General features: G+C 47.8%; 26 protein-coding genes, 1 pseudogene and 1 riboswitch. Of the genes and pseudogenes, 18 read left to right on the top strand and 9 right to left on the bottom strand.

The window, feature by feature from the left end:
* Window positions 1-3 precede the first annotated feature (3 nt).
* Both AD710_RS19870 and AD710_RS13330 read left to right on the top strand, forming a co-directional pair.
* Window positions 4-153, top strand: coding sequence for a hypothetical protein (locus AD710_RS19870; protein ID WP_016938265.1), 150 nt, complete (start codon window positions 4-6; stop codon window positions 151-153).
* Window positions 153-350 carry a DUF3813 domain-containing protein gene (locus AD710_RS13330; RefSeq protein WP_013351795.1) on the top strand — a complete coding sequence of 66 codons (198 nt, stop codon included), beginning with the start codon at window positions 153-155 and terminating at the stop codon, window positions 348-350. The genes AD710_RS19870 and AD710_RS13330 overlap by 1 nt, the downstream gene beginning before the upstream one ends.
* Before the next feature lie 36 nt (window positions 351-386).
* Here AD710_RS13330 and AD710_RS13325 read toward each other — a convergent pair whose 3' ends face one another.
* Both AD710_RS13325 and AD710_RS13320 read right to left on the bottom strand, forming a co-directional pair.
* A complete protein-coding gene (locus AD710_RS13325; protein WP_049628241.1) occupies window positions 387-848 on the bottom strand; it encodes a BsuPI-related putative proteinase inhibitor in 462 nt (153 codons plus the stop codon).
* A gap of 14 nt (window positions 849-862) precedes the next feature.
* On the bottom strand, window positions 863-1,705 hold the full coding sequence (locus AD710_RS13320; protein ID WP_003155101.1) for a YitT family protein: 843 nt from the start codon (window positions 1,703-1,705) through the stop codon (window positions 863-865).
* Window positions 1,706-1,830: 125 nt separating this feature from the next.
* Here AD710_RS13320 and AD710_RS13315 point away from each other — a divergent pair, with 125 nt between their 5' ends.
* Complete coding sequence (locus AD710_RS13315) at window positions 1,831-2,682, top strand: DegV family protein (RefSeq protein ID WP_047477747.1); 852 nt, start codon at window positions 1,831-1,833, stop codon at window positions 2,680-2,682.
* A 49-nt stretch (window positions 2,683-2,731) separates the two neighbouring features.
* Complete coding sequence (locus AD710_RS19605; RefSeq protein ID WP_016938268.1) at window positions 2,732-2,854, top strand: hypothetical protein; 123 nt, start codon at window positions 2,732-2,734, stop codon at window positions 2,852-2,854.
* Between the two features lie 171 nt (window positions 2,855-3,025).
* On the opposite strand, the gene AD710_RS13310 is transcribed toward AD710_RS19605, so the two are convergent.
* Window positions 3,026-3,922, bottom strand: a complete 897-nt coding sequence (locus AD710_RS13310; protein ID WP_176465387.1) for a CvfB family protein — start codon at window positions 3,920-3,922, stop codon at window positions 3,026-3,028.
* 99 nt (window positions 3,923-4,021) lie between these two features.
* Between AD710_RS13310 and AD710_RS13305 the strand changes: the two genes are divergently transcribed.
* From AD710_RS13305 to AD710_RS13285, 5 genes and pseudogenes are all read left to right on the top strand, one after another.
* Window positions 4,022-4,513, top strand: coding sequence for a YajQ family cyclic di-GMP-binding protein (locus AD710_RS13305; RefSeq protein ID WP_012117263.1), 492 nt, complete (start codon window positions 4,022-4,024; stop codon window positions 4,511-4,513).
* 100 nt (window positions 4,514-4,613) lie between these two features.
* A riboswitch (SAM riboswitch) is annotated at window positions 4,614-4,735 on the top strand.
* An 89-nt stretch (window positions 4,736-4,824) separates the two neighbouring features.
* Window positions 4,825-6,666, top strand: coding sequence for a bifunctional homocysteine S-methyltransferase/methylenetetrahydrofolate reductase (locus AD710_RS13300; RefSeq protein ID WP_016938271.1), 1,842 nt, complete (start codon window positions 4,825-4,827; stop codon window positions 6,664-6,666).
* 63 nt (window positions 6,667-6,729) lie between these two features.
* Window positions 6,730-6,922 (top strand): annotated as a pseudogene (locus AD710_RS20085) (GNAT family N-acetyltransferase); the annotation flags it as partial.
* Window positions 6,923-7,105: 183 nt separating this feature from the next.
* The gene (locus AD710_RS13290; RefSeq protein WP_049628817.1) at window positions 7,106-7,732 is read left to right on the top strand and encodes a pentapeptide repeat-containing protein; all 627 of its coding nucleotides are present in this window, start codon (window positions 7,106-7,108) and stop codon (window positions 7,730-7,732) included.
* Between the two features lie 152 nt (window positions 7,733-7,884).
* Window positions 7,885-8,379, top strand: coding sequence for a DinB family protein (locus AD710_RS13285; RefSeq protein ID WP_049628240.1), 495 nt, complete (start codon window positions 7,885-7,887; stop codon window positions 8,377-8,379).
* 187 nt (window positions 8,380-8,566) lie between these two features.
* Here the strand turns inward: AD710_RS13285 and AD710_RS13280 are convergent, their stop codons facing one another.
* Window positions 8,567-9,430: an AraC family transcriptional regulator gene (locus tag AD710_RS13280; protein ID WP_049628239.1), complete on the bottom strand. Its 864-nt coding sequence runs from the start codon at window positions 9,428-9,430 to the stop codon at window positions 8,567-8,569.
* Between the two features lie 122 nt (window positions 9,431-9,552).
* On the opposite strand from AD710_RS13280, the gene AD710_RS13275 reads away from it, so the two are divergent.
* Entirely contained in the window at window positions 9,553-10,920 is a 1,368-nt protein-coding gene (locus AD710_RS13275; protein ID WP_049628816.1) for an MATE family efflux transporter, read from the top strand.
* A 38-nt stretch (window positions 10,921-10,958) separates the two neighbouring features.
* Here AD710_RS13275 and AD710_RS13270 read toward each other — a convergent pair whose 3' ends face one another.
* Window positions 10,959-11,702, bottom strand: a complete 744-nt coding sequence (locus AD710_RS13270) for a squalene/phytoene synthase family protein (RefSeq protein ID WP_049628238.1) — start codon at window positions 11,700-11,702, stop codon at window positions 10,959-10,961.
* A gap of 84 nt (window positions 11,703-11,786) precedes the next feature.
* On the bottom strand, window positions 11,787-13,628 hold the full coding sequence (gene asnB / locus AD710_RS13265; RefSeq protein ID WP_049628237.1) for an asparagine synthase (glutamine-hydrolyzing): 1,842 nt from the start codon (window positions 13,626-13,628) through the stop codon (window positions 11,787-11,789).
* A gap of 175 nt (window positions 13,629-13,803) precedes the next feature.
* On the opposite strand from asnB, the gene AD710_RS13260 reads away from it, so the two are divergent.
* Complete coding sequence (locus AD710_RS13260; RefSeq protein ID WP_049628815.1) at window positions 13,804-14,346, top strand: DUF2777 family protein; 543 nt, start codon at window positions 13,804-13,806, stop codon at window positions 14,344-14,346.
* A 242-nt stretch (window positions 14,347-14,588) separates the two neighbouring features.
* Here AD710_RS13260 and AD710_RS13250 read toward each other — a convergent pair whose 3' ends face one another.
* Together AD710_RS13250 and AD710_RS13245 are read right to left on the bottom strand one after the other, a co-directional pair.
* Entirely contained in the window at window positions 14,589-14,945 is a 357-nt protein-coding gene (locus AD710_RS13250; protein ID WP_045925301.1) for a YisL family protein, read from the bottom strand.
* A gap of 93 nt (window positions 14,946-15,038) precedes the next feature.
* Window positions 15,039-15,944, bottom strand: coding sequence for a fumarylacetoacetate hydrolase family protein (locus AD710_RS13245; RefSeq protein ID WP_047476747.1), 906 nt, complete (start codon window positions 15,942-15,944; stop codon window positions 15,039-15,041).
* 216 nt (window positions 15,945-16,160) lie between these two features.
* Between AD710_RS13245 and AD710_RS13240 the strand changes: the two genes are divergently transcribed.
* From AD710_RS13240 to AD710_RS13210, 7 genes are all read left to right on the top strand, one after another.
* The gene (locus tag AD710_RS13240) at window positions 16,161-16,379 is read left to right on the top strand and encodes an aspartyl-phosphate phosphatase Spo0E family protein (protein WP_016938281.1); all 219 of its coding nucleotides are present in this window, start codon (window positions 16,161-16,163) and stop codon (window positions 16,377-16,379) included.
* A 159-nt stretch (window positions 16,380-16,538) separates the two neighbouring features.
* Window positions 16,539-16,760, top strand: coding sequence for a spore germination protein (locus tag AD710_RS13235; RefSeq protein WP_003155135.1), 222 nt, complete (start codon window positions 16,539-16,541; stop codon window positions 16,758-16,760).
* A gap of 12 nt (window positions 16,761-16,772) precedes the next feature.
* On the top strand, window positions 16,773-17,009 hold the full coding sequence (locus AD710_RS13230) for a spore germination protein GerPB (RefSeq protein ID WP_007409164.1): 237 nt from the start codon (window positions 16,773-16,775) through the stop codon (window positions 17,007-17,009).
* A 34-nt stretch (window positions 17,010-17,043) separates the two neighbouring features.
* Complete coding sequence (locus tag AD710_RS13225) at window positions 17,044-17,661, top strand: spore germination protein GerPC (protein ID WP_045925404.1); 618 nt, start codon at window positions 17,044-17,046, stop codon at window positions 17,659-17,661.
* Entirely contained in the window at window positions 17,658-17,834 is a 177-nt protein-coding gene (locus AD710_RS13220) for a hypothetical protein (protein ID WP_045925299.1), read from the top strand. Before AD710_RS13225 ends, AD710_RS13220 begins: the two co-directional genes overlap by 4 nt.
* The gene (locus AD710_RS13215; protein WP_049628235.1) at window positions 17,834-18,229 is read left to right on the top strand and encodes a spore germination protein GerPE; all 396 of its coding nucleotides are present in this window, start codon (window positions 17,834-17,836) and stop codon (window positions 18,227-18,229) included. The genes AD710_RS13220 and AD710_RS13215 overlap by 1 nt, the downstream gene beginning before the upstream one ends.
* A 39-nt stretch (window positions 18,230-18,268) precedes the next feature.
* Window positions 18,269-18,487 carry a spore germination protein gene (locus tag AD710_RS13210; RefSeq protein ID WP_045925297.1) on the top strand — a complete coding sequence of 73 codons (219 nt, stop codon included), beginning with the start codon at window positions 18,269-18,271 and terminating at the stop codon, window positions 18,485-18,487.
* A gap of 38 nt (window positions 18,488-18,525) precedes the next feature.
* Here AD710_RS13210 and AD710_RS13205 read toward each other — a convergent pair whose 3' ends face one another.
* Window positions 18,526-18,825 (bottom strand): hypothetical protein, encoded by a 300-nt coding sequence (locus AD710_RS13205; protein ID WP_049628234.1) that lies wholly within the window; start codon window positions 18,823-18,825, stop codon window positions 18,526-18,528.
* Window positions 18,826-18,840: the final 15 nt, after the last annotated feature.

Here is an 18,840-nt window from a genome sequence, read left to right as displayed (position 1 = left end):
GCAATGGGTAAACGAAACAAATCAAAACGGTTTATTCAGCAAGGCAAGGACTCTGTCAGTCTTCATGACGCAAGATTTCCATATCGGTCTACATTAGAGGAAGCACAGCATGATGCAGCAAAAGACGCAGCCGAAAGACAGGTTGACTTTTAATGAGAAACGAACTGTTCTCTCAAGCCAAGTCATTTGTCCAGCAGGCTGTCATGATTGCTAATGGTTTCGAAGACGGCGACCGGGAAAAAGCTGTCTCACGCGCCAAAAATGCCGTGTCTTCCGCGTACGCCAATTCGACGGATGCAGAACGTCAGCAGCTGCACCAATTTCAGGATCAGCTGGAGAAATTGCAATAAAAAAAGGCGCCCCGTCTGGACGAGGGCGCCGCTTTTTTATTTTACTTCAAATGTTTTTACCGTTTTCAGTCTTTTTCCGATCTGATCGGACTTTCCTAAAAACGTCACGGTGACCGTGTATGTCCCCGGTCCGGACGCGTTTTTCCACACATCTGAAAAGTCATACGTTTCATTCGGCATTAAGGTCATGGTCTGAAACGCCTGGGTAAACATTCTGTCTTTTGAATAGCGGTACAGTTCTTTGTTCTGTTGATCATGTACGGTCAATTCAAATTTCTGCCCTGAGCTGAATGTGAAATCGATCGGACTTTCGCTTTTGTTTTTTAAAGACATTTGAAATTCGATCTGCTGATCCATCTGCACAGGATTTACGGCTAATTCCGCTTGCTGTTCATTCATCTCTCCGGATACCTCCTCAGCGGGCTCCTTCTGCCCGGATTGACTGCTGCACCCGATCAGTAAAATGACCGGTAATAACAGGCCAAACAGCCACTTCATTCTATCCGCTCCTATCAGTCTTTTCTGAAGAAACCAAAGATCCCCGTCGTTTGCACGATGTTTGTGAAGGCTTTCGGGTCGACCTCTTTCACGATTTTCTCAAGATCATACAATTCGTACCGCGTGATGACGATGATCATCATTTCTTTCTGTTCGTTTGTGTAAGCGCCTTTTGCCGGCACCGTCGTAATGCCGCGGACCATTTTTCCGTAAATCGCTTCTTTGATTTCATCGGCTTTTTTCGTAACGATCATAGCGGTCAGTTTCATGTGGCGGGTATGAATGGCGTCAATCACCCTTGTTGTGACATAAAGAGCGACAAGGGTATATAATGCTTTCTCCCATCCTTGCAATAATCCTGCCGTCAAAATGATAATCCCGTTCAAAATGAAGAAATACGTGCCGACCGGTTTATCCTTCCATTTGGCCAGCACCATCGACACGATATCAAGACCCCCTGTAGACGCGCCGAATTTCAGCGTTAAACCGATGCCGATGGCTGAGATGACTCCTCCGAATACGGTATTCAGGAGAATATCGTGCGACAGTCTCATTTCCGGGAGAATTCCCATAAAGACGGACGTCAGCGCTACACTTAATATGCTGTATACGGTGAATGATCTGCCGACTTTCAGCCACCCTAACACACCGATGGGAATGTTTAAGAGGAACATGAGAACTCCTGTCGAAATATAAAAAGGGGCGTATTGATCAACGACGCTTGACAGCAGCTGGGCGACACCGGTAAAACCGCTGGCATATACATTCGCCGGTATCAGAAATAAATTCAGCCCCGCCGCATATAGAAACGCGCCGATGACGACGATTGCTAATTTTTTCACTTGTTCAAGTACCATGGCTTGCTCCTCCGCTCATTTTCATTATTAGCTTTTCCCTTAAAACAAAGTTTTGAACACTATTTTGCCACATTTATATGATATAGTTGGCATCACTCTCACCAAATGGAAAGAAGGGAATTATGATGACAGTTCACCTTATTGCTGACAGCGCCTCTGATCTGCCGAAATCTTACATTGAAGAAAACCGGATCGGGTTCATTCCGCTGCACGTAACACTCGACGGAAACGAATATGAGGACGCGGTCACCATTCAGGCGGATCATATATTTCAAGCGATGCGGGATGGGAAAGTCCCGAAAACATCCCAGGCATCACCGGATACGATAAAAAAAGTATTTTTACAATACGCGGAACTGGGAGAGCCGGCGATTTACATTGCCTTTTCTTCAGGTCTTTCCGGCACTTATCAGACGGCCGTGATGGTCGCCAATGAAATCAAAGAGGAATTTCCCGATTTTGATTTACGGATTGTAGATTCCAAATGCGCTTCATTGGGCTGCGGCCTCGCGGTGATGCATGCGCAAACACTCTGTGTTAACGGGAATACAATACAAGAAATCGAAACGTCTGTAAAGAGCTTTTGCGCACGGATGAAACATATATTTACGGTCGATGATGTCGCTTATCTCGCGCGGGGCGGCAGGATTTCAAAAACGTCCGCTTTTGTCGGCGGGCTTTTGAACATCAAACCGATCCTGCATGTGGCTGACGGCAGACTCGTGCCGCTCGAAAAATTGCGCGGACAGAAGAAACTGTTTAAACGGATTTTAGAAATGATGAAGGAAGAAGGCGGCGATTGGCCGGATCAAACGGTCGGAATCAGCTATGCCGACAATGAAGAGACGGCGCTTCGCATGAAAGAGATGATTGAAGATGCGTTCGGTCCGAAAGAGATCATTCTTCATTCAATCGGTTCCGCCATCGGCGCCCACTCCGGGCCGGGAACGCTCGCGATTTTTTTCCTGAAGCCATAATTTCCAATGCCGGCGGGCATCCTATCGTAAAGAAGGGAGGCTTTGCCGCATGAAAGATGATGACAAAAAACCGCTGGATAATAACGCCTTAAATCAAAAAAAGAACCGGCTTGCCGAAAAAAACCGGCAGGCGGGAAAAAACCAGAATTCAAAAAAACCGGATCATCTGTAAATGCAAAACAGCCCTCTTACCTTGGAAAAAGAGGGCTGTTTTTTCTGTACGGCCATAAGTGCGCCCGTTACATAGTAAACCGGCGGACCTGATAAATAAAATGCAGAATATAGCGGATTTTGAGGAAATAAAAAACATCGGTTTTTGTTCACCGATGTTTTTGCAGAACATTTATTGTTTTTCGTATGTCCAGCCGTTTTCCTGATACACTTTGCCGTTTTTCATCAGGTGCCCGAGCGCCCGCTTAAAGGCGGCTTTGCTTAAATGAAACCGTTCGCGGATATCGTCAGGATGGCTTTTGTCTCCGTAAGGCATTGCGCCGTTTCTTGATCTCAGATAGGTCAGAATCTCTTCTGCGTCAACCGAAAGCGCGTCCTGCTTTCTCGGCAGCAGCGACATGTTGACGGAGCCGTCTTCCTTCACCTCGATGACACGCCCTGTCACGCGGCTGCCGAGTCTCGGCTCATCTTTTCTTTCTGAAGGGTGAATAAACGCGCGGATGCCTTCATCTGTAATCAGAAAAGAGCCAGATGCGATCAGTCTGTACACCGTGCCTGTCAAGTCTTTATTCATGACGTCTTCCTCTGCGTCCGTAAATAATTCACTGATGATATCCTCAGGCGCCGGCTTGGCAAACATGCGTCCGCGGCTTGTCACCTTCAGCATGCAATACAGTCTGTCGCCTTTTTGCGGCCAGACGGATTTGTACGGAGGAAGATGCTCCGTTGCGACAAGCGCGTCTTTCGACAGACCGACGTCGACGAATACGCCCATATCTTCCACTGCGTCCGTCACTTCCACCCATCCGTAATCATAAAAGCTGATGAGCGGCTTTTTCATTGTCGCCGCGAGTCTTTCCTGATGGTCGACGTAAATAAATACGTCCACTTCATCTCTGTCTTCGATATCCTCCGTGATTTCACTGTTATGTAAAAGAACCGTATCCTCGCCGTCCGTTAAAAAATAACCGAAATCGGTCTGGTGATCTATACTAAGCGTGAGCTGCTGCCCTGGTTTCATGTTATCGTCCTTCCTGCTTCGCCCGTCAGAGGCTGATGTTTTTCTCATTTTTTCCAATTCGCACAAATTCATGCTTTGTGCTGTTGGACATTTCTCTTTATTCTACTATAATCAACACATAAGTGAAATGTTATAGGAGGTTTTCTCATGGCAAAAGAAAGTTCTTTTGATATTGTATCCAAAGTTGAATTTCCTGAAGTGCAGAATGCGATTCAGATGACGCTGAAAGAAATCGGCACGCGCTATGACTTTAAAGGATCTAAAAGCGATGTAACTTTAGAAAAGGAAGAACTCGTTCTGATTTCTGATGATGAGTTTAAATTGAATCAGCTCAAGGATGTGCTGAGCGGCAAGCTGATTAAACGGGATGTGCCGACGAAAAACATTGAATACGGCAAAATCGAAAATGCATCGGGAGGCACGGTGCGCCAGCGCGCGAAGCTTGTACAGGGCATTGATAAAGACAACGCAAAAAAAATCAACGCGGTGATTAAAAACTCCGGCTTGAAGGTTAAGTCGCAGATTCAGGACGACCAAGTGCGCGTCACCGGAAAAAATAAAGATGATCTGCAGCAGATTATTGCAGCCGTCCGCGGAGCAGACCTGCCGATTGACGTTCAATTTATTAATTTCAGATAAATTATGTGATTCCTATTGATTATTGTCTCTATTTTCGGTAAATTTGGAGAAAGGGATTTTCACAGTTAAGTTTTGGAAACCCATGACAATTACATGAACGTTCTTATCAAGAGAAGCCGAGGGACTGGCCCGACGACGCTTCAGCAACCGGTGTAGTGGTTTACCCAAACCATGACCAAGGTGCTAAATCCAGCAAGCTAAAAACAGCTTGGAAGATAAGAAGAGAGACAAATGATTACAAAGTCTTCTTCTTAAGAAGACTTTTTTTATTTCTCTTTTTTCCTTGCTGAATGTGATGAAGGAGGCAAACAATGGGACTATTACAAGACTTAGAAGAACGGATTTTAATCGGAGACGGCGCGATGGGCACTCTCCTCTACTCCTACGGCATTGACAGATGTTTTGAGGAACTGAATGTATCTAAGCCCGATGAGATCAAGCGGATACATAAGGCATACGTGGAAGCCGGTGCAGATATCATCCAGACGAACACGTACGGCGCGAATTTTATTAAGCTCTCCAGATACGGCCTTGAGGATGAAACGAAAAAAATCAATCAGGAGGCGGTCAGAATCGCGCGCGCTTCCTCAGACGGCGCTTATGTATTGGGAACGATGGGCGGCATCCGCACCTTTAACAAAAACGCCTACAGCCTTGAAGAGATTAAACGCAGCTTTCGGGAGCAGCTTTATTTATTGCTGCACGAAGAGCCGGACGGCCTGCTTTTGGAAACATACTATGATTTAGAAGAGGCGCGCGAAGTGCTGAAGATCGCCAGAAAAGAAACGGAACTTCCGATCATGCTGAACGTATCCATGCACGAACAGGGCGTGCTTCAGGACGGAACGCCGCTTCGGGAAGCTCTCAGGTCAATTGCCGATCTCGGCGCTGATATAACGGGAATCAATTGCCGGCTCGGCCCGTACCATATGATTGAAGCACTCACCGAAGTGCCGATTTTCCGTGACGCTTATTTATCGGTCTATCCGAACAGCAGCCTTCCGTCCTTAGAAGAAGGCCGGCTTGTTTATGATACGGACGATGCCTATTTCCGGGAAAGCGCCGTACAATTCCGCACTCAGGGCGCTCGCATTATCGGCGGCTGCTGCGGCACGACGCCCAACCATATCAGAGCCATGGCTGAAGCGGTTCGCGGACTTTCACCGGTCACTGATAAAGAAGTGAAAATCAGACGGGAAGAAGAAGTCATCTCCGTCCGGGATGAACGGACCGAGCCGGGTTTAAACGAAATCGCCGCGCAAAAACGGTCAATTATCGTAGAGCTTGACCCGCCGAAAAAATTGAATTTTGACAAATTTCTGCAAGCGGCGGCTGAATTAAAGGAAACCGGCATAGAAGCGCTGACGCTCGCCGACAATTCATTGGCGACACCGAGAATCAGCAATGCCGCCTGCGGTTCATTGCTGAAAGAGCGCCTTGATATCCGTTCTCTCGTCCATATTACATGCAGAGACCGCAACATCATCGGCCTTCAGTCACATTTAATGGGGCTGGATACGCTCGGGCTTACCGACATTTTAGCCATCACCGGCGATCCTTCAAAAATCGGCGACTTTCCGGGGGCTACCTCCGTCTATGATTTAACATCCTTTGACTTGATCAGGCTGATTAAACAATTCAACGAGGGCATTTCTTTATCTGGGAAACCGCTCGGCAAGAAAACAAACTTTTCCGTAGCCGGGGCGTTTAACCCGAATGTCCGTCATTTGGATAAGGCCGTAAAACGGCTGGAGAAAAAAATCGAGTGCGGCGCTGACTACTTCGTGTCTCAGCCTGTCTACTCAGAGCAGCAGCTCATTGACATTCATCATGAAACAAAACATCTCAAAACACCGGTGTATATCGGAATCATGCCGTTAACGAGCAGCCGCAATGCAGAGTTCATTCATCATGAAATCCCGGGCATTAAGCTGTCTGACAGCATCCGCGAAAAAATGGCGCTCGCCGGCGAAGACAAGCGGAAGCAGAAAGCCGAGGGCCTCGCCATCGCCAAGTCGCTTCTTGACACGGCGTGCGAACTGTTCAACGGAATTTATTTAATCACCCCGTTTCTCCGTTCTGATTTGACGTCAGAGCTTGCTGCTTATATTAAGCAAAAGGATGAAAAACGGGCCGATGTATATTTGCATTGATAATCAAGAAGCCGCCTGATGTGACAGGCGGCTTTTTATCACAGCAGAAGACACGGCGTACCGCGCGGCATGGCGGCGCATGAGGAATATCGGACGCAAAAAGCGCGAAGCACGTTAATCGCTTATGCAGAACGGAAACTGGCCGGAATGGGGGCGGCGCTTGTATTACGAAAAGCTCGGCTGGCAAAGCACCGGCGGCCCCTTTGACATACCCGGCATCGGCCCCCATGTGATCATGTATAAAGAACTCTCCTGAAACAGAAAAAGCCCCCAGAGAAGCATCCTCTGAGGGCTTTTTCATCAGCTTCCGTATTGACGCCTCTCCGCTTTTTTATTACCCTTTGTTCATAAAGCAACATGCAATTCGGCAAGGACACCGGGTATGAAACGATATCTGTCAACTGCTGATCAGCTATTTTTTATGAAAAGGGAGTATGATATGAATACGATCCAAAAACCGAAAATCCCGAAAGAGCTGCCGGTGCTTTCTTTCGCTGAAGCGCTTCAAGACGATCAGATCAAAGAAGCCGTCATTGAAAACGGCATCATAAGCGGCAAACTGCACGGCCTGCGCGCCGAAAAAGTCATTTTCAGAAATACCGTTTTTACAGATGTCTCTTTCAGACATATGGAATGTACGGATGTCTTGTTTGAAAAATGTGATGTTTCAAACGCAGATTTCAGCGGAAGCATCATCCATAGAACGGTCTTTCAGTATTCAAAACTTCTCGGCTTGAATCTGGCAGATGCTGCCATGCGCAACGTACGGTTTGAAGACTGCCTCGCAAATTACAGTTCCTTCAGCTATTCCAATATGAAGCATGTCCGGTTCGACACGTGCACTCTTACAGAAAGCGAGTGGAATGATGCCGCGCTTGAACACACAGATCTTGAGGCATGTGATCTGAACGGCGCAAACTTCATCGGCACGTCCCTTTTTAACATGGATATCAGCACGTGCACATTTGATCACCTGCATGTCTCACTTGAGAAGCTGAAAGGATGCCGAATCTCTCCGGCGCATGCCGTTACATTCGCAGAAGCGCTCGGGGCCATTGTGACGTGACCTTTTATCAAACGAAACGGCGTATACAGGAGGCCGGCTGCTCGGCATTGGTGATGTGGGGTGCGGCTTTTTATTTTGCGTCGCTTTTACTCAGATAAAAGGAATTCTCCCAAGCCATGTTGAATGTATCGAAAGGAAAAGGGGGAATTGGAGTGTCAGACATTGTAAAGCTTTATCACTATCACAGATGGGCGAATAAGGAAGTCATCCAGCATCTGAAGACCGTGCCTGCGGCAAGCATACAGCAGAAACTGCAAAGTGTTTTTCCGACTGTGAACGCCGTGCTTGTGCATATATACCGGGCTGATTTCATCTGGCTTCACGTGCTTTACGGAGAAACTTACGAACAAATCGTCTCGCAATTTGACCAATTTGAAAAGCTCGGCGGAGATTTTGCGGCGATTGAACATAGAATGACTGAGCTGGACAAAGAATACAATGAATTTTTAAGAAAATTGGAGAACCCGGAAAGTCCGATCTCCATTTCCCATCCGCGTCTGGGATCGCTCCAGACGACATATGCCGATGTGATCCGCCATGTTGTGAATCATGGCACATACCATCGCGGCAATATAACGGCGATGCTTCATCAAATGGGGTATAAAGGCGTGCCGACTGACTACATTTTTTTTTCATACGAATCATAAAAAAGCAAAGGCCAGCTGAGCCTTTGCTTTTTTACTTCGAATCTATCATAAGGCATAGCTGGAAGCGCCTGGGGTAAGCTTTACAGGCCTTCCGGTTTTAAAAGATTCCGTGGCTACGATCCCGATTTCTAAGTTAATCGTGGCATCTTCATGCTTGCTGATCCCTCTTCTGTTCTCTGGTTTTAGGTCAGTCCGTTTTCCGGCTTACGAATTTGCGGTATTCAAGCGGCGAAATGCCTTCAATCTGTTTAAACAGTTTAGAAAAGTAGGTCGGGTCCTCCATGCCGATGGCGTCCGCGATTGCCCCCATTTTGTCATTGGTTGCGGACAAAAGACGCTTCGCCTCCGTCATTCTGACTTTGTTCATATACTGGCCGGGCGTGACGCCGAGCACCTGCTGCATACAGCGGGTCACATAGTCTTGATTGTAATGAAGAGCCGAAGAGAGCGCTTTGATGGTTGTTTTCTCCTGATAGTGCTCCTGAAGGTACCGGGCGGCCTCCCATGCGACTCTTTCCTGTGCGGACGGTATTTGGAACGCTTCCTTTTGAAGGTGAAGCAGCAGCTCCTCAAACAAAATTTGCTTTCTCAGCGGCAGGTCGGAGTTCTCAGCGCTGTCATCTGTCAGGACACTGAATTGCCCGGCCATAAACTGCGGGCGCCTCACTTTTCCTTTTTGCGGCAAGGACAGGCGGTAGCGGGCCGGCTCTTCAAAACTGCCTTTTTTCCGCCTCAGCTCCGCCCAGTTGTTACCGGCTGTTTCCGCCACCTCATAATCCGCTCCCTCAAAATGAAGCCACGAATAGGAGGTCGTTTCTTCACTGCCTTTTGTTCCGTAATGTTCAAGGCCGGGAGAGAGCAGAATATATTCTCCGGCTTCAACGGAAAAGGCGTTTTCGCTTTCTGTAATGTGAAGGACTCCTTCTTTCACATACAGCAGATCAAACACCGGGAAGACCCGTCTCACATGGGTTTCGCCTTTTTTGAACACCCCTTCTCCCGCAGCGATAAAGACCGGGAACGGAGGGACAGTGAACTCGAGAAAGGTCATATTTTCGGCCCTCCTTTTTAAGTCGGATTTTTGCAAGAAGTTTCGTTTCTCTCCCTTTTTATTATAAGAAAATGGAGGTACACTGTTAAACGTTGATTTTGTCAGGAAAGGGGTTAAAAGAAATGAAACAAGCGATTTTAAAACGGGCTGCATTCAAACAATCTTCTGATCACAAACTCTCATTATACGCGCTGACTTGGCCGATTTTTATTGAGGTTTCATTATATATGTTTATGGGAAACGCCGACACTCTTATGCTTAGCCAATACTCTGACAACAGTGTGGCGGCCGTGGGCGTCAGCAATCAGATCTTAAATTTAATTATCGTGATGTTCAGCTTTATCGCAACGGGTACAACAATTGTAATTTCGCAGTTTTTAGGCTCTAAACAGAAAAAAGAAGCGCAGGAAGTGGCTTATGTATCGATAGGAGCGAACTTCGTCATCAGTCTCGCCATCAGCGCCGCCGTGTTTTTCGCGGCCGTTCCGCTGCTTCATGTCATGGGTCTTTCCGATGAATTGATGCCGGATGCCAAAGTCTTTTTGCAAGTGGTCGGCGGGCTGTCATTTATTCAGGCACTGATTATGACGTTCAGCGCCATTTTAAAAAGCTACGGCCATACGAAAGATACGATGTTCGTTACGATTGGGATGAATATATTAAATATTGCCGGAAACTTTCTTGTCATTTTCGGGCCGCTCGGCCTGCCGGTGCTGGGCGTCGCCGGAGTTGCGATGTCAACGTCCATCGCGCGGATCATCGGACTGATCGCTATGGTTGTGATCGTCAAAAAACGTATCGGACTCGGTCTTACATGGAAAAAGATCTTTCACGTTCATAAAGAGCACTTGCGGAAACTCCTGAAAATCGGGATTCCGTCTGCAGGTGAACAGCTGTCTTATAACATTTCACAAATGGTTGTCACTTATTTTATCGCCATTATGGGCGCCCAGGCGCTTACAACAAAGGTATATACACAAAACATCACCATGTTTATCCTGCTGTTCGGAACGGCGATCAGCCAAGGCACTCAGATTTTGATCAGCAGGTACATCGGCGCCAAACAGTTTGACGACGCTTATGACCGCTGTATGAAAAGCCTGTACTGGGCGCTTGGCATTGCCGCAATGACATCGGTTATCATGACCTTGTTTTCAAAGCAGCTGATCGGAATTTTCACAAGCAGCCCTGATATTATTGCGACGGCGAGCATGCTGATTGCCATGACGATCATTCTTGAGCCCGGCCGTTCATTTAATGTCATTATCATCAACTCGCTCCGGGCTGCCGGAGATGCAAAATTCCCCGTCTATATGGCGATGATTTCCATGTGGGGCATCGGTCTGCCTCTCGCTTACCTGTTCGGCATCCATTTCGGATTGGGGCTTATGGGGATTTGGATTTCATTTATCGCGGATGAATGGGTCAGAGGCATTCTCATGTACAGAAGATGGCGGTCACGGATTTGGATTCAAAAAGGGATTGCATAAACGCCCCGAAGCTTCATTATGGAGCCGGGGCGTTTTTTTTATGCTTGAGAAAGCCGTTTTCTCATGCCTTCGAGCTCTGACCGGTAATGAGTCAGCAAACCGGTAACGGCGGGCCTTGAGTATAACGGAAACAGCTCCAGCTCTTCAGACGCCTCCTCAAAATACGCATCGGCTTCGAATGCGATATACTCCCATACATTCACAAAAGCTTTGTTGATCGTGCGGTTCTCCAGCTCTTCTTCCGTATAGCCGAATTGCGCCATCACCTGACGCGGAAGGCGCTTTTTCATCCGCTCATCCGCACAGACCCCGGTGAGAACCCGGCTCAGCTGAATGGCAGCTCCTAATGAAACGGCTGCATGGCGGAGTTTCTCTTGATTTCGGCGAGCGCAAACCGGCAGCAGAAGCAGGCCGAGGGCTCCGCCTGTTTGGCCCGCGTACATCAGCAGGTCATCAAACTCTTGGCAGGTCTCTTTTTCTCTGTCAGACCTTTGGCCGGCGATAAACTCACGTAACGGTTCTTCTTCGAGCGCAAATTGCTGCCTCACATCGGCGAGCGCTTTCCACAAAAAGCCGTCGGCGCCTGTCCCGTTCATAAAGTCTTGTGCTGCCTGTTCAAATCCCTCAAACTCCCGGACATCCGCAAGCTGCTCAGCTTCATGAAACAAAGCCAGCACCGCCCACGCGGCCCGTCTGTTTTTTGGCGGCAGAGATGAAAAAATCCGTTTATATAAAGGAAAGTGCGCCTCGGCAAGCTGCGCGCATGTTTCGTATTCGGTCATGATATCACTCCTCTGTTTTTTAGTGTACCATATGTTTCACAATAAAAAGACCGATATCCTCAGCGGAAACCGGTCGCGGCACTGTTATTCTTCTATATCGATACGGTACGCCTCAAACCATGTATGGATCTGGGCAAGATGGGCGATCAGCTGCGGGCCTTTCATCAGCTGGCCGAACCACGGAACCTGAAAAGACGAACCCTCTGTCTCCAGCAGCATTTCCAGCTTCTTTCTGTCCAGCAGGGTGTGAAGCACGGAATCTTTATGCTGCAAAATCGTTTTCAGCCACTCTGTGACCCCTTGCGTGTATTTCGGATGATGGGTTTTCGGATAAGGGCTTTTTTTACGGTACAGAACCTCTTCCGGAAGCAGCCCTTCAAGCGCCTTCCGCAAAATGCCTTTTTCCCTGTTGCCGTGCATTTTCATTTCCCAAGGGATGTTCCAGACGTATTCTACAAGTCTGTGATCGGCGAACGGCACGCGCACTTCCAGACTTGCTCCCATGCTCATGCGGTCTTTGCGGTCGAGCAGATTTGTCATAAACCAAAGCATATTTAAGTAGAAAAGCTGCCGTCTCGCTTTGTCTATTCCCGTCTCACCGTCTAACAGCGGCGTTTCCGCAATGGTTTCTTCATATCTCGCATTCACGTATTCTCTTAGGTTCAGCCGTTTTTGCCATTTTTCGTCCAAGAGGGTGATTCTCTCCTCAGTGGATCTCATCCAAGGAAATCCGTCTTCTTCCGCGGCGGTGTGAAACCATGGATATCCGCCGAAAATTTCGTCCGCGCATTCCCCGGAAAGACTCACGACAAAATCTTTTTTAATTTCACGGCAGAACCACAGCAGCGAGGAATCAACATCCGCCATGCCCGGCAGGTCTCTGACGAGAACGGATTCCTCCAGATGTTCAACAAGCTCATCCTGCGTAATCACACACTTATGGTGCTGTGTGCCGAATGCAGCTGTCATTTTATCGATCCACGGGCCGTCATCATTCGGCTGAAATGAACTCGCTTTAAAGAATTTGTCGTTCTCCTCATAATCAATGGAATAAGTATGGAGGGGATCTCTGCCTTCTTTCTCAAAATGAGCGGCGGCTATCGCGGTAATTGCGCTCGAATCAAGCCCCCCGGACAAAAACGTGCAAACCGGCACGTCAGATACGAGCTGGCGCGTTACTGCATCCTGAAATAAGTACCGAATGTGAGCTGCGGTGTCATCGAAGCTGTCTGTATGCTTTTCGCTTTTTACATTCCAATAACGCCATATGGACAAACCGTCCTTTGAAAAAGTGAACGCATGAGCAGGACGCACTTCGTGAATTCCTTTAAATACCCCGCAGCCCGGTGTTCTGGACGGCCCAAGCCCGAAAACTTCCGCAAGTCCGCTGCTGTCTGTGCGGGCTTTCACATCCGGATGGGCAAGGATGGCCTTCAATTCCGATCCAAACAGAAAGGAAGAGCCGTGTTCTTTATAAAAAAACGGTTTGACGCCGAGCCGGTCTCTTGCCCCAAACAGCCGCTCCCGTTTTTCATCCCAGATGGCAAAAGCGTAAATACCGTTTAAGCGGTCAACGCACTCCTCCCGCCACTCAATATAGCTGTGCAGCAGCACTTCTGTATCAGAGGTCCGCTCAAAACGGTGGCCCCTCGCCTGCAGCTCCCTCCTCAATTCTTCCGTATTATACAGCTCGCCATTATAAATGATGGTGTACGTTTCCCCTTGATGCGTGCAGCCCATCGGCTGGCGGCCGCCTTCAATATCAACGACCGAAAGTCGTTTATGTCCGAATAAAACATGGGGCTCTCCCCAGACGTTTGAATCATCAGGCCCTCGTTTTGAAAGAGTGTCTATCATATTGTTCATAATATGTTTCTCTTGGACGAGCTGCTTTTGAAAATCGACCCAACCCGCAATTCCACACATGTGATATCAGCTCCAATCCCGTTTCTGTCGGTATCAAATTCGTTTCTATCAGCACTTTACCCAGTTTATGCAAAGAAACGCAGATAGTTGATTTGTCCCACTAAGAGTTGTATGAGACAAGCCTGATTTGGAAAGAACGGAAGAGAAGAAACAAACAAAGGAGACCGGCACGGATATGAAACGAAAACAGCTTTTCTCAGAAAAAAACAAATGGGGGCGCGGCACTCTGATAATAGAAGACGGCATCTGTCTCGTCGAAAACGATGAGGGTGATATCCTGCTGGCAGACAGTCTAGGAAACGCAGCCGTCTTGATGAAACGTGACGGCAGATGGCAGCCGGCCCGGATTCACGGCGCTTCAGCCGAAATCGGCGCAGACACGGTTGCCCTGTTCGGCGGAGAAGAGATCCGGTATGAGAAGGCAGTCAAACGGCCGCTGTTAACCTTGCTCGATTCGCTGGACGATGAAACGTTTCTGCTGTTTCTCAGCCATCTGCACGGGTTCGGCCTGTCTGTATATGATTGCGTATTTTCCTACAATCAGACGCTGTTTTCCGGTGAAGGGGTCTCGTTTTATCACTTTTCGGCAGATGACGCCCAATGCGCCCTGCAGCATCACCGCGGCAGCCCGGGTAAGCATGACAGATTTGAATGGACGGCATCTGACGGGCGGCGCTCCATTATGTATTCAGCGGCCAAACACGGCGGAACAGCGTAAAAAACAGGCGGTGCCTTTTAAAGAGGTGCCGCCTGATGTATTTAGCTTTGTTTTTCACGCTGATTGACGCCCGGCGTATGAGCTTTTGGGTCACAAGAGTGATTGACGCTTTTGGCATCCTGCACATCTCCTTCGCCTCATCAACATCCCCTGTCACGGCATTTCTCATTCAGCGGCACAGTGCGCAGAATGTATGCATAAATAAAAAAACCCGGATTGCATCCGGGTTTTCAAGCGATTGATTAAAATATGTGGAAGCCGATCGGCAAGTGAAGGCCGAGAAGCACCGTCAGGATGAGCACGATAATAAAACCGATCCACAGTCCTCCGGTCGATTTGCCTTTTTTCTTGCGGATGACGAGCATTTCCATCAGTCCGATGGTAATGATGCCGAGCAGCATTTTTCCGGCGTATTCTCCGTTCCAATTCGCAAAACGGACAAACAGTTCAGCGCCGGTCAGAATAATAATAATGTAGAATAAGCGCAGAATCATATGCGTTATTTTTGCGCCCTTCGCTTTTCCGGAGCCATACAGCCCGTAGCTGACAAACACCAGGATAAGCGCAACGACCCATGAAGTAATATGCCAATGTGTCATTATGTTCAATTCCCCCTATCAGATCAATCTGCCTCACTTATGGTACCACAACAAGCCGCTGTGAGCATAATCATTCTCAAGAAAAACACTCAATTATCCGATTTGGTTCGACAGCGTGCCGATCGGTTCAATTGTAATATCAATGCGGTCTCCCGGCTGTAAAAATGTCGGCGGCTTAAATCCTTTCCCGACACCGGACGGCGTCCCCGTCGCGATAATGTCCCCGGCTTCAAGCGTCATTCCTTTTGACAGCGTCTCGATTAATTCAGCAATCGGAAAAATCATGTCGCCCGTTGATCCTGATTGGCGCAGTTCCCCGTTGACCCGCGTTTCAACTTGCAGGCTTTGCGGATCACTGACAGCTGACTTATGTACAATAACCGGTCCCATCGGGCATGTCGTATCAAGGCTTTTGCCGATGAAAAACTGTTGATGCTTTTTCTGCAGATCGCGCGCTGTTATATCATTTACTATGGTATAGCCGAATATATGATCGAGCGCATGTTCTTTGGAGATGTGCGATCCGCTTTTTGATATGATAACCGCAAGCTCCCCTTCGTAATCAAGCTGCTCTGTTACGTCCAAGTGACTTTTCACCGTTTCTCCGTGACCCGTAACGGCGGTCGGGGCTTTTGTAAAAACCATGGGATGCTCCGGGATATCCGCCTCGCTTCCCATTTCAACGGCATGATCACGGTAATTTTTCCCGATGCAGATCACGTTCTTTGAAGGTCTCGGAATAGGCGCGCAGAGCTTCACGTCAGACAGCGCATACATAAATGAACCCGACTCATCATTCGGTTTTTTCGCCCATTCCGCAAGCTGTCCGGCATGCGCGACAAACTTTTCCCCCTTTTGAATGCACTCGATCAGCGAACCCGGAATCGTCTCAAGTTCAAACAGTTTCTTTTCAGCCTTTTGCAGATCTAAGATTTTGTCATCATCAATGATCAGACCGACAAATTTCCGGCTGTTCAGTTCCCCTGTCGCAAATTTCATGTTAATCCCCCATCATTTTTAAATCTGGCATCTTTAATGTATTCTTTCTGCAGGCGGGAAATTCCTCTTTTGAACAGGCTGAAAATCATCGTAAAAGAGTATCAAAAATTGTCACTTTTTTAGTCATATTGACGAAATAAAACCTTCCCAGCCAAAATAGGTTATACTATTATCATCCTATGTTTTCCAAAATAATCGAGAATTGGAGATCGCACGATGAACAGAAAAATTGAAGAAAAAAGATTGACTTTATTCGAGACAGCGCAAAAATTCGGAATCAATGCGACGGAGACCATCAGGTGCAGCCAGGAGCTGGACAGCCTCTTAAACGGGTGCCGGGGCGGGCTTATCCAACAAACGAAAGACGGCGGAATGAACCCGGCCGCACAGATTCAGCCGGATTACACAGCAGGAAAAAAACAGGCTTTCTCATAAACATGATATGTATATAGATCTGAACCATTTGTTTTTTTATGTCTAAAGTTTTTTCCGCTCACAAAAATGTGCGTTTGTCATAAGCTATTTTAGGCAGGCAGCCCAAATAAGCTCCTGGAGTGTATTCCCTTAAAATTTTCACGAAAAGGATGTGCTCGTATGCCCGCAATTGTCGGAGCGTTTAAAATTAATGCCGTCGGTACGAGCGGAGTCGTTCATATAGGCGACTGCATCACCATTTCTCCAAAAGCAGAGGTTAAGACATTTGCCGGAGCGGGCAGCTTTAATACCGGAGACAATCTCACACTGACGAATTACAGGAATTCAACGAATGTGTACGATAATGATGTAATTGATCAGCCGATGGCAGGTAACGCATAAAGGAGGCGCCGTATGAATTTTTACGTCAATCAGTCGATCCATATCAATTACATGCGTGTAGAATCTGTCAGCAATTCCTCCATACTGCAAATCGGGAGCGCCGGTTCAATTAAATCTCTTTCCAATCTGTATAACACAGGGAGTTATGTAGAGCCGGCGCCGCCTGTCACCGCGGGGCAGCAGACTGTAACAACAGGGGGAGGCCCCGGCACCTCATCATTTGTACCGCTCCAGCCGCCAAGCCGGTAGTTCAATGAAGGAAACGAGACGCGAGGTGAATGTCATGTATGATCAATCGGTTTCATCCTACCTGCAGAATTTAAATTCCTTCGTCCAGCAGCAGGCGCTTCAGATTCAGGAGCTCGAACGGCAGCTGAAAGAATTTCAGAGTGAAATATCAACGCTGAAACAGCAGCCTTCCACAAGGATTGATCGGCTCGAATATAAATTTGATCAGCTGAAAATTGAACGGCTGGAAGGAACGCTGAATATCGGATTGAATCCGACTGATCCGAATGCCGTGCAAAATTTTGAAGTCGGCCAGACAACTCCGCAGGTCGGAATGATGCAGCAGGAACAGGCGGGCCAGCAAATGCAGCAAATCCGCCAAAACGTCGATATGTACCTGAATGAAGAAATCCCCGTGCTGTTAGAGCAGCTCGAAACACAGTATGAGAGCAGGCTGGACGAAACGAACAAATATCATATTATAGAAGATATCAGAAAGCAGATGGACAGCCGTATTAAGTATTACCTGTCCCAAGTCCAGAAAGAAGAAAACACGACGCCCGCGCAATACGCAGAGCAGATTGCCGAACACGTGAAGCGTGATATTGTCAGGGCCGTCGAGCATTTTATTAAACACATACCAGGTGAAATGAAAGGTGATGATCCGTCATGATTTTTACAGTGATTAACCGGAATATTGAAGTCGGCGACATCCGGTCTACCGGTGTGTCCAGTTCTTCCCTATTATTAATCGGCGACACCGAGTCCGTCTATCTGTCTTCCATCTTTGATACACCTCCGGAATCTCTCATTATCGGGCCTCTTGTGCCGCTGGCTCAGGAATAATGTTAAAGCGGATTTCACGCCTCAGGAACGCCAAAATCAATTCAATCGGGATCGGGAGTGTTTTTCAAGCAGGCGATTCGAATGAAATCAATATGAAAGTCAAAGTATTGGCCGATCAGCGCAGTGTTGCTGTATACAGAGACGATGAGGGATCGTTTAACACAAAAGAATACCAGATCTTTCGGCAGCCGGTCGTCATGCCGTTACCGGAAACGGGAGTTCAAAGTGCATTCAGCCATGAAAACCCTTCGATTCGGGTAAGAAATGTGAAAGTCCAAGGGGTATCGTCAGCGTCCGTGGTTCAAATCGGATCAACGTCGGTCGTGCTGGGCGATTCGAGGCTGAAACATATTAGGCAGATCGAGTCACCGAGCTCACAAACGCCGCAGCCCTGACATATAATGACGGTGAGACTTCTATAAAGGGTGTCGTTTATGCCAGCAATTACCGGACCTATAGCTATCAATTCCATATCGGGCGGAGTCGTAAACTTTGGTGATTCCTTTTACCTTTCTCCAAAAAGCTCTTCTAAATCTGCGCTCGGTTCGGGAGCAGGCAATACCGGAGATTTCCTGTTATTAAACAACGTTGTCAATGCGACAAACTATATAGACCCCGATGTCAGCGATCAGAATGTGACCGGAAACGCATAAAAAGCAGCCGCTCTTTAAAGAGAGGGCTGCTTTTTTGTTCAGCATTTTTTTCGTTCATTTGCTTTTTTTGTTTTCACAAGCTTTTCCGGCGGCTGTTTTCTGATCCATTTCACAAACCGCGCAAGTTTCGGATCATGCCGCAGCTCTTCTATTCCCGCAAGCCTTGCCGCAAGCTCCCGGTTCGTATAAAGGGCGTGAATCTGTTTATGGCAAGGGATGCAGAGCATTGCGGTCGGAAGGAATGTCCCGCCTTCTTCCTTAGGCGTCAAGTGGTGCTCTGTCAGCCGCACATGGCGGCGGCCGCATAATTCACATGTGCCTTCGGCAGAATCGGCCATAATCCCTTCTCCTTT

It is taken from the genome of Bacillus sp. JFL15, assembly GCF_001184225.1.
In the GTDB taxonomy this organism is placed as follows: Bacteria; Bacillota; Bacilli; order Bacillales; family Bacillaceae; genus Bacillus; species Bacillus siamensis.
Note: the sequence above shows the minus strand (reverse complement) of the source record. Positions and strands in the feature narration are given on the sequence as shown.